Origin of the sequence: Delftia sp. ZNC0008 (assembly GCF_000799035.1) — a bacterium.
Taxonomy (GTDB): domain Bacteria; phylum Pseudomonadota; class Gammaproteobacteria; order Burkholderiales; family Burkholderiaceae_C; genus Comamonas; species Comamonas tsuruhatensis.
The window spans coordinates 1-8,396 of record NZ_JTKZ01000463.1; the positions used below are offsets into that span (position 1 = coordinate 1).

The 8,396-nt window shown below is 69.0% G+C and carries 9 protein-coding genes; 4 read left to right on the forward strand and 5 right to left on the reverse strand.

What is annotated here, in order from left to right; genetic code table 11:
- Positions 1 to 845 (reverse strand): LysR family transcriptional regulator (locus tag L995_RS15430; protein WP_047472519.1); only part of this gene is annotated, 845 nt, incomplete at its 3' end.
- Positions 846 to 1,034: 189 nt separating this feature from the next.
- Here L995_RS15430 and L995_RS15435 point away from each other — a divergent pair.
- From L995_RS15435 to L995_RS32075, 3 genes are all read left to right on the forward strand, one after another.
- A complete protein-coding gene (locus tag L995_RS15435) occupies positions 1,035 to 2,063 on the forward strand; it encodes a tripartite tricarboxylate transporter substrate binding protein BugE (RefSeq protein ID WP_047472520.1) in 1,029 nt (342 codons plus the stop codon).
- Positions 2,060 to 3,487, forward strand: coding sequence for a M20 family metallopeptidase (locus L995_RS15440; RefSeq protein ID WP_047472521.1), 1,428 nt, complete (start codon positions 2,060 to 2,062; stop codon positions 3,485 to 3,487). The genes L995_RS15435 and L995_RS15440 overlap by 4 nt, the downstream gene beginning before the upstream one ends.
- A 218-nt stretch (positions 3,488 to 3,705) precedes the next feature.
- On the forward strand, positions 3,706 to 3,840 hold the full coding sequence (locus L995_RS32075) for a DUF3149 domain-containing protein (RefSeq protein WP_016445252.1): 135 nt from the start codon (positions 3,706 to 3,708) through the stop codon (positions 3,838 to 3,840).
- A 52-nt stretch (positions 3,841 to 3,892) separates the two neighbouring features.
- On the opposite strand, the gene L995_RS15445 is transcribed toward L995_RS32075, so the two are convergent.
- The 4 genes from L995_RS15445 to L995_RS15460 all read right to left on the reverse strand — a co-directional run bounded on the left by L995_RS15445 (position 3,893) and on the right by L995_RS15460 (position 8,070).
- Positions 3,893 to 4,150, reverse strand: a complete 258-nt coding sequence (locus L995_RS15445; RefSeq protein WP_016445251.1) for a SlyX family protein — start codon at positions 4,148 to 4,150, stop codon at positions 3,893 to 3,895.
- Positions 4,147 to 5,343 carry an aminotransferase-like domain-containing protein gene (locus L995_RS15450; RefSeq protein WP_016445250.1) on the reverse strand — a complete coding sequence of 399 codons (1,197 nt, stop codon included), beginning with the start codon at positions 5,341 to 5,343 and terminating at the stop codon, positions 4,147 to 4,149. Before L995_RS15450 ends, L995_RS15445 begins: the two co-directional genes overlap by 4 nt.
- Before the next feature lie 179 nt (positions 5,344 to 5,522).
- Positions 5,523 to 6,509: a Bug family tripartite tricarboxylate transporter substrate binding protein gene (locus tag L995_RS15455; protein ID WP_047472522.1), complete on the reverse strand. Its 987-nt coding sequence runs from the start codon at positions 6,507 to 6,509 to the stop codon at positions 5,523 to 5,525.
- Positions 6,510 to 6,582: 73 nt separating this feature from the next.
- Positions 6,583 to 8,070, reverse strand: a complete 1,488-nt coding sequence (locus tag L995_RS15460) for an amidase (protein ID WP_047472523.1) — start codon at positions 8,068 to 8,070, stop codon at positions 6,583 to 6,585.
- A gap of 116 nt (positions 8,071 to 8,186) precedes the next feature.
- Here L995_RS15460 and L995_RS15465 point away from each other — a divergent pair.
- A partial coding sequence (locus L995_RS15465) for a helix-turn-helix domain-containing protein (RefSeq protein WP_047472524.1) occupies positions 8,187 to 8,396 on the forward strand: 210 nt, incomplete at its 3' end.

An 8,396-nucleotide genomic window follows, 5' to 3' on the forward strand; every position in this document is an offset into this window, starting at 1 on the left:
CCGCGTTGCAGGCCCGGCGCAATGCTCAGCGGCACCAGGGCCACGGCGCCGGGCTGGCTCAACAGGCCCTCCAGTATCGGCAGGGAAACGGTGGAGACGGGAAACCAGGGCGCATCGGGCAGCGCCTGGAGCACCTCGGCCTCGAAAATCCCGCGCACGGCGATGTTGGCCGTGGGCAGCACCCAGCGCGCGCCGGTCAAGGCCTGCAGCGGCACGCCACGGCGCCCGGCCAGTGCATGCGAGCGTGCGGCGACCACCACGGCCGTGTCGGCCAGCAGCGGCTCGAAGACGAAGGGGCCGGGCAGCAGCGCCGGCTCGCGGCAGAACACCGCGTCCAGCCCGCCGCCCAGCAGCTGGGACAGCAGCCGGGTACTGGCGTCTTCGTGCACATCGACATGCACCTCGGGGTGTTCGGCATAGAACCGCGCCAGCAGGGGCGAAAGAATGGCCAGGGCTGCCGCCGGAATGGCGCCCAGGCGCAGCGCGGCCGCGGCGCCCCGGCGAATGGCGGCCAGCGATTCCGCCACCTCCTCCAGCGCGGCCAGCACGCCGCGCACCGTGTCCACCAGGGTCTGGCCGGCCAGCGTGGGGCGTATGCCGCGCGCATGGCGCTCGAACAGGCGGATGTCCAGCACGCGCTCCATCTCGGCCAGCGCCTGGGTGGCGGCCGACTGGCTCATGTGCAGCGTGGCGGCGGCCTGCACCACCGAGCCGCATTGCTGCAGCGCCACCAGCAGCTGCAGCTGGCGCAGGCGCACATGCTTGGTCAGGCGCGAGAACAGCAGCCGGCCCTGGGGCGTGGCCGCATCGTCCAGGCCTTCGCGGTCGTCAAAATCGTGGCTCATGGGAATCTCGGTGTTTTCCCCAGGCAGGCCCTGGCACGCCACAGGCGGCGAAGGGCAAGCTATCGGAACGGCTTATAGCTTGGCACAAATACCGTGGCCTACGCGGGCGGCAGGATTTCTATAGTCGCCTGCATCGGGAGCCGGCACGGCCCAGGCTGCGGCTCCCTCCCCGTCGATGGAGTCCATGCCATGCAAGCCAAGCCCCTCTTACAGCCTCTCTCTCACCTGCCGCGCCGCACCCTGCTTTCCCTGGGCGCGGGCCTTTGCGCCGCGCTGTGCGGCCTCACCCTGGCCCGCACGGCCCATGCGGCCGACGCCTATCCGAGCAAGCCCGTCAAGCTCATCGTGCCCTTTGCGGCCGGCGGCTCCACCGACATCGTTGCGCGCGTGATCGCCGAAGGCCTGCGCAGCACGCTGGGCCAGCCCGTGGTGGTGGACAACAAGGCCGGCGCGGGCGGCCTGATCGGTACCGAAAGCATTGCCCAGGCCGCGCCAGACGGATACACCATCGGCATGGCCACGGTGAGCACGGCCACCATCAACCCCTCGCTGTACATGCGCGCCGCCAGGCTGGAAGGCAGGCTCCTGCCCGTGGCCAACCTGGTGACCATGCCATCGGTCTACATGGTCCATCCCAAGATGGGCGTCAAGGATTTCGCGGGGTTCCTGGCCAGGCTGCGCGCCCAGCCCGGCGCCTACAGTGCGGGCGTGCCGGGCCTGGGCACGCTGGGCCATCTGATGGTGGCGTCCTTCAACGAGACCATGAAGACCCAGATCCAGATCGTGCCCTATCGCGGCAACGGCCCGGCGCTCAACGACGCCCTGGCGGGCATGGTGCAGGTGATGACCGATCAGCTGCCTTCGGCCATGCCCCAGATCAAGGGTGGCAAGCTCATCCCCGTGGCACTGTCGGGCGACAGCCGCTCGCCCGATCTGCCCGATGTACCCACCTTCAAGGAGCTGGGCTATGCGCAGCTCAACGAGCTGGGCATCAGCTGGTTCGGCCTGGTCGTGCCGGCCGGCACGCCGCCCGCCATCGTCCGGCAGTTGCAGGAAGCGTCCACGAAGGCCGTGCGCCTGCCCGAGGTGCAAAAGCACCTGAAGCTGCTGGGCGCATCGGTCACCGAGATGGACCAGGGCCGCTTCCCTGCCCAGATCGCCAGCGAACTGCAGCGCAACAAGGCGCTGCTGGACAAGGCAGGAGTGAAGCCGGAATGAGCGCGGTCGATCATCTCCAGGATTTCTTCCAGCAGCAGTCCGCGCGCATGGCGGCCCTGGCCGACAGCATCTGGTCGCTGGCCGAGCTGCGCTATGCCGAGACGGCTTCGGCCCAGCTGCACATCGATGCGCTGGAGCAGGCCGGGTTTCGCATCACACGCGCCCTGGCCGGCATTCCCACCGCCTTTCTGGCCGAATGGGGCGACGAGGGCCCGGTGCTGGCGTTCCTGGGCGAGTACGACGCACTGTCGGGCCTGAACCAGCAAAGCGGCGCCCTGGTCTGCACGCCCTCCACCGACAGCCCGGGCCTGGCCGGCCACGGCTGCGGCCACCACCTGCTGGGCACCTCGGCACATTTCGCGGCCATCGCGCTGCAGGAGCACCTGCGCCGCAGCGGCGCCAAGGCGCGCGTGCGCTACTACGGCTGCCCGGCCGAGGAAGGCGGATCGGGCAAGACCTTCATGGCGCGCGCCGGGGTCTTCGACGATGTGGACACGGCGCTGACCTGGCACCCGGCCAGCTTCTCCGGCGTGTTCAGCCAGAGCACGCTGGCCAATATCCAGGCGAAGTTCGTCTTCCACGGCAAGGCCTCGCATGCCGCGCACTCCCCCCACCTGGGCCGCAGCGCGCTCGACGCCGTGGAGCTGATGAACGTGGGCGTGAACTACCTGCGCGAGCACATGCCCACCGATGCGCGCGTGCACTACGCCATCACCGACTCGGGCGGCCTGTCGCCCAACGTGGTGCAGGCGCGCGCCGAGGTGCTGTACCTGGTGAGGGCCGCACGCAACCACGAGGCGACCGCACTCTACGAGCGCGTGCAGAACGTGGCGCGCGGCGCCGCGCTGATGACGGATTGCCGGCTGGAGATCGTCTTCGACAAGGCCTGCTCCAACCTGCTGCAGAACCGCACGCTGAACCAGGTCATGTACGAACAGATGCAGGCCCTGGGCCCGCTGCGCGTGGACCCCGGACTGCACAGCCTGGCCGGCGACTTCCAGGCCACGCTGGACAGCAATGACGTGGACCAGGTCAGCCGCCCGCTGGCCAGCGTGCTGCGCGGCAAGGTGCCGGCCGTGTTCGAAGGCCTGGCGCCCTACGATCCTGCCGTGGAGGACACCCTGTTCGGCTCCACCGACGTGGCCGATGTGAGCTGGATCACGCCCACCGTCCAGGCCTGGGTGGCCTGCTACGCCTTCGGCACGCCGCTGCACTCCTGGCAGATGGTCTCGCAAGGCCAGTCCGGCCTGGCCCACGCCGGCATGGTGCGCGCCGCCCAGGTGATGGCGGCCACCGCCATCGCCCTGCTGCAGCGGCCCGAGCGCATGGCCGAGGCCAAGGCGGAGCTGCTCGAGCGCCGCGGCGGCCGACCCTATGCGTGCCCGATTCCTGCGGAGGTGCCCCTGCCGTTCATGCGGGGGTGATGGGCTTGGCTCGCCCTGGATGATCGACTCCTACCCCATGCCCAGTTCCCGGGCTTGCCCGGGCTTGCAGGGACTTGCAGGGGCTTGCCCCTTTGCGCTGCCGCAAACCCGCCCCGCCGCCGCGTTGACCCATCACAAGCCCTCCACGCCATGCCACGGCGATAGTCGGATCGGGACCCCACCGATACCTACAAACCACAGGAGGACTTGTGAAGCTGATGATCGATCTCTTTTCCACCGACTACGGGCTGATGAGCCTGGGCGTCATCGTCTTCATCCTGATCATGGCGGGCTTTTTCCTGCGCCTGTTCCTGGGCAAGATGAAGCACGTGGCCAACAAGCCGCTTGAATGAAAAGATGCCCAGGCAGGGCCTGGCCTGGGCATTCGCATGCAGCCCTGCGCACTCAATAGTGCGGGGGCAGCTCGTCGCGCAGATGGGTCGCACCGCCGGCAGGCCCGCCCTCCGGCACCCGTCGGCGCAGGTCGCGCAGCTCGTCCAGGAGCCGGTCGATCTGCTGCTGCTGGCGGTAGATGGTCAGGTTCAGCTGCTCCAGCAGGTCGTCGGTGTAGCTGGCCTTGATCTCCAGCTCCATCACGCGCGCCTGCAGGGCCTGGGCCTCGTCGCGTTCGCCGCTGCGCTCGTTGTCCCCAGCCACGCTCACGCCTTGAGCGCCTGGGCCAGGCGGGCGATGCCTTCGCGGATCTTGTCCTCGTCGGCCGTGGCGAACGAGAGGCGGAAGCTGGTGGCATCGGGGTTTTGCGCGAAGAACGGCGCGCCCGGCACAAAGGCCACGCCCTGGGCGATGGCCCGCTTGGCCAGCTCGCCGGCATCGGCCAGCGCGCCGCCCTTGCCGGTCAGGCGCACCCACAGGAACAGGCCGCCCTGGGGCTGCAGGAATTCCACGGCATCGCCGAGGTGCTCGCGCAGCGCATCGCCCATGGCCTTGGCGCGGCGCGCATAGACCTCGCGCACATGGGCCAGCGTGGCGGGCATGGCGCCGGACTTCAGGTACTGCGCGGCCGTGGCCTGGGCAAAGGTGCTGGTGTGGGCGTCGCTGAACTGCTTGCACATCACGGCGCGGGCCAGCAGCTCGGGCGGGGCCACCAGCCAGCCGATGCGCAGGCCGGGGCTGAGCACCTTGCTCAGCGAGCCGCAATGGGCCAGCCAGTCGCGGCTGCCGGGCACCTGGCTGGACAGGGCCAGCAGGCTGGGAGGTGGCGCCTCGCCAAAATACAGGTCGCCGTAGGGATCGTCTTCCACCACCAGGGTCTGGTACTTGACGGCCAGCTCCAGCACCTTCTTGCGGCGCTCCAGGCTCAGCATGGCGCCGCTGGGATTGCCGAAGGTGGGAATCAGGTAGACCAGCTTGGGGCGGTGCTCGGCAATGAGCTTTTCCAGCGCATCGACCTGGGCGCCTTCGGCATCGATGGGCGCGCTGATGACTTGCGCGCCGTACAGGCGAAAGCACTGGATGGTGGCCAGGAAGGTCGGGCCTTCCACGATGACCTTGTCGCCGGGGTTGATCATGGTCTTGCCCAGCAGGTCCAGCGCCTGCTGGCTGCCCGTGGTGACCACCAGTTGCTCGGGGGCCAGCTCACGCACGCCCTTGCCGGCCATGAAGGCGGCGATCTGCTCGCGCAGCGGCTGGTAGCCCTCGGTGGCGCCGTACTGCAGCGCGGCGCCCGGCTCCTGCTGCAGCGCTGCCTGGGAGGCGGCGCTGATGCCGGCCACGTCGAACATGGCGCTGTCCGGGAAACCACCCGCGAAGCTGATGATGCCGGGCTTGCCCAGCAGCTTGAACAGCTCGCGGATGGCGGAGGTTTCTACGTTGTTCAGACGGTCGGCGAATTGCATGGGCAGGATTCTCGTTGTCGATGCGATGAAAAGGCGAAGCCTGCATTGTCGCCAATCCTGCCGCAGCTTTCCTGCACGATGAGAAGTCCCCTGAGTCGCTTCGCGCCTTACCGTTGCACGGCGCCCCCCAAGGGGGACGACGCCATCTCTGCCCCCTCTCTCCCGGAAGGCAGCTGCGTTCAATCCACCTTGATGTCGGCCCTGGCGGCCACGGCGCGCATCTGCGGCAGTTCGCGCTCGATGCGCTCCTGCAGCGCGCTGCCCGGACCCCATGCGGGCGACAGGCCGATGTCCACCAGCTTCTTCTTCATGGCCGGCTCGGCCATGGTGTCAGCCAGCGCCTTTTCCAGCTTCTTCTGGATGGGAGCGGGCAGGCCGGCCGGTGCGAGGAAGGCAAACCAGGTGTCCATGGCAAAGCCGGGGTAGCCGCTTTCGGCCACGGTGGGCACCTGGGGCAGCAGGGGCAGGCGCTGCGGGCCCAGGGCCGCGATGGGGCGGATCTTGCCGGCCTTGATCAGCGGCGTAGTAGCCACCACCGTGTCCACGGCCACCTGCACCTGGCCGCCCATCAGCGCGGTCAGGCTGGGCGAGCTGCCGTTGAAGGGCACGTGCACCATGCGCATGCCCGTGGCGGTCTTGAGCATTTCGCCACCGAAGTGCACCGACGACCCCGTGCCGAAGGAGCCGTAGGACAGCTTGTCCGGATCGGCCTTGGCCAGGGCCACGAGTTCAGGCAGGGTGCGTGCAGGCGTTTCGTTGTGCGCCACCAGCACCAGCCCCATGTCGGCCACCAGGCCCAGCGGCGTGAAGCTGCGCAGCGGATCGTAGGGCAGCGGGTTGCGGATCACGGGGTTCAGCGTCAGCGTGGTGCTGGCGCCCAGCAGCAGCGTGTAGCCGTCGGGCGGCGCCTTGGCCACCAGCGCGCCCGCCACCACGGTGCCCGCGCCGGGACGGTTTTCCACCACCACGGGCTGGCCCAGACGCTCTCCCAGCGATGTGGCCAGCAGGCGGCCCAGGATGTCGGTGGCGCCGCCGGGCGCAAAGGGCACGACCAGCTTGATCGGGCGATCCGGGTAGGACTGGGCCTGGGCATGCGCCAAGGGCAAGGCAAGCACAGCGGCGCCGGCCATCAGGCACGACAGAAAACGGGAACGGGACAAGGCCATGGCACGGATCTCCTGGGGAACGAGGGAACGGGAACCTGGGAACAGCTCAATGCGGCAATTCAGTCGTCAGTCTTCAGTCGAGCAGCGGGCTGCGCACGCGCGACAAGCCGCTGGCCTGGTCATAGGCATGGCCGATCTGCAGCACGGCCAGGTCGGCCTGCGCCGGGCCGATGATCTGCAGCCCGGCAGGCAAGCCCTGCGGCCCGAAGCCCGCAGGCGCGGCCAGGGCCGGAAGGCCGGCCATGGTGGCAGGCACCACGGTCTGCATCCAGCGGTGGTAGGTGTCCATCTCGCGGCCGTCCACGGCGTGAGGCCAGTCCAGCGCTGCGTCGAAGGGAAAGACCTGGGCGGAGGGCAGCACCAGAAAGTCGTAGCTGTCGAACAGGCGGCGCAATGTTTCATACCAGGCCGAGCGCACGCGCGCCGCGTCATAGACGGCCATGGCCGGCAGCGCCAGGCCGCGCTCGATTTCCCAGACGGCCTCGGGCTTGAGCAGGGCGCGTTTGGCCGGATCGTTGTACAAGGCGGCGTTGGCGCCGGCCACGCTGAAGCTGCGCAGGTCGATCCAGGCGCGCCACAGCCGCTGGAAATCGAACTGCGGCACGGCCTCCTCCACCGTGCAGCCTGCGGCCGTGAAATGCTGCAGCGCCGCCCGGCAGGTCTGCAGCAGGCCAGGCTCGGTGGGCAGGTGCCCGCCCAGGTCCCCCAGCCAGCCGATGCGCAGGCCCTTGCAGTCGCGCTGCAGCTGCGCGGTCCAGTCCTGGGGCGGCTCGCTGCGGCGGGTCAGCGGCAGGCGCGCATCAAAGCCTGCCTGCACGGACAGCAGCAGGGCCAGGTCGGGAATGTCCCGCGCCATGGGACCGGCCACGCTGAACTGCTGGAAGAACACCTCTTCCGAGGGGCCATGCGGCACGCAGCCCACCGAGGTGCGCAGTCCATAGACATGGTTGAAGGCGGCCGGCGTGCGCAGCGAGCCCATCATGTCCGAGCCATCGGCCACGGGCAGCATGCGCAGCGCCACGGCCACGCCCGCCCCGCCGCTGCTGCCGCCTGCCGATCGCGAAGGATCGAAGGCATTGCGCGTGGTCCCGTAGACCGGGTTGTAGGTATGCCCGCCCAGGCCGAACTCGGGCGAATTGCTGCGTGCCACGAAGAGCGCACCGCCTGCGCGCATGCGCTCGAACACCACGCAATCGGCCTGCGACAGCTGGTTCGCGAAGATCGGCGATCCCTTGGTCGTGACCATGCCTGCGGCCGGCATGATGTCCTTGGGCGCCTGCGGAAAGCCGTGCAGCGGCCCCAGGCTCTGGCCGCGCGCCAGCAGCGTATCCAGCTCGCGGGAGCGGCCGCGCAGCCAGTCCCGGTCCAGCGGAGCCACCAGCGCATTGACCACGGGGTTGAGCCGGTCGATCTGCGCGCAGTAGGCATCCAGCACTTCCAGGCAGGACAGCTCGCGGCCGTGGATGGCCTTGGACAGCGCGACGGCCGACATCTCCACCACGGCACCGCCCCCGGTGGCCAGACCCGGCTGCAGCGCAGCGGCGCTTGTGCTTGACTCCATGGATTTCCTCGTTTTCGTGACAGAACGAAGTCAGCATAAGCAGGCGCAAATATTTCGACAATCGCCATTTTCTCGGCTTATCGTTGCGTTTTCCGCAAACCATAAATTGGAGCCACATGCTTTCCAACCGCCTTCAGGACACGGCCCTGCGCTACTTTCTCGAAGTGGTGCGCAGCGGCTCGGTCAGCGATGCCGCCGCGCGGCTCAACGTCTCGCCCTCGGCCGTGAGCCGCCAGGTCGCCGGTCTGGAAGAGATGCTGGGCGTGCCGCTGTTCGAGCGCCGCCCGCGCGGCATGGCGCCCAGCCCGGCAGGCGAGCTGCTGGCC

Coding starts and splice junctions, on each gene's coding strand:
- L995_RS32075 (WP_016445252.1), top strand. CDS start 3,706: ATGATCGATCTCTTTTCCACCGACTACGGGCTGATGAGCCTGGGCGTC.
- L995_RS15440 (WP_047472521.1), top strand. CDS start 2,060: ATGAGCGCGGTCGATCATCTCCAGGATTTCTTCCAGCAGCAGTCCGCG.
- L995_RS15460 (WP_047472523.1), bottom strand. CDS start 8,070: ATGGAGTCAAGCACAAGCGCCGCTGCGCTGCAGCCGGGTCTGGCCACC.
- L995_RS15455 (WP_047472522.1), bottom strand. CDS start 6,509: ATGGCCTTGTCCCGTTCCCGTTTTCTGTCGTGCCTGATGGCCGGCGCC.
- L995_RS15450 (WP_016445250.1), bottom strand. CDS start 5,343: ATGCAATTCGCCGACCGTCTGAACAACGTAGAAACCTCCGCCATCCGC.
- L995_RS15435 (WP_047472520.1), top strand. CDS start 1,035: ATGCAAGCCAAGCCCCTCTTACAGCCTCTCTCTCACCTGCCGCGCCGC.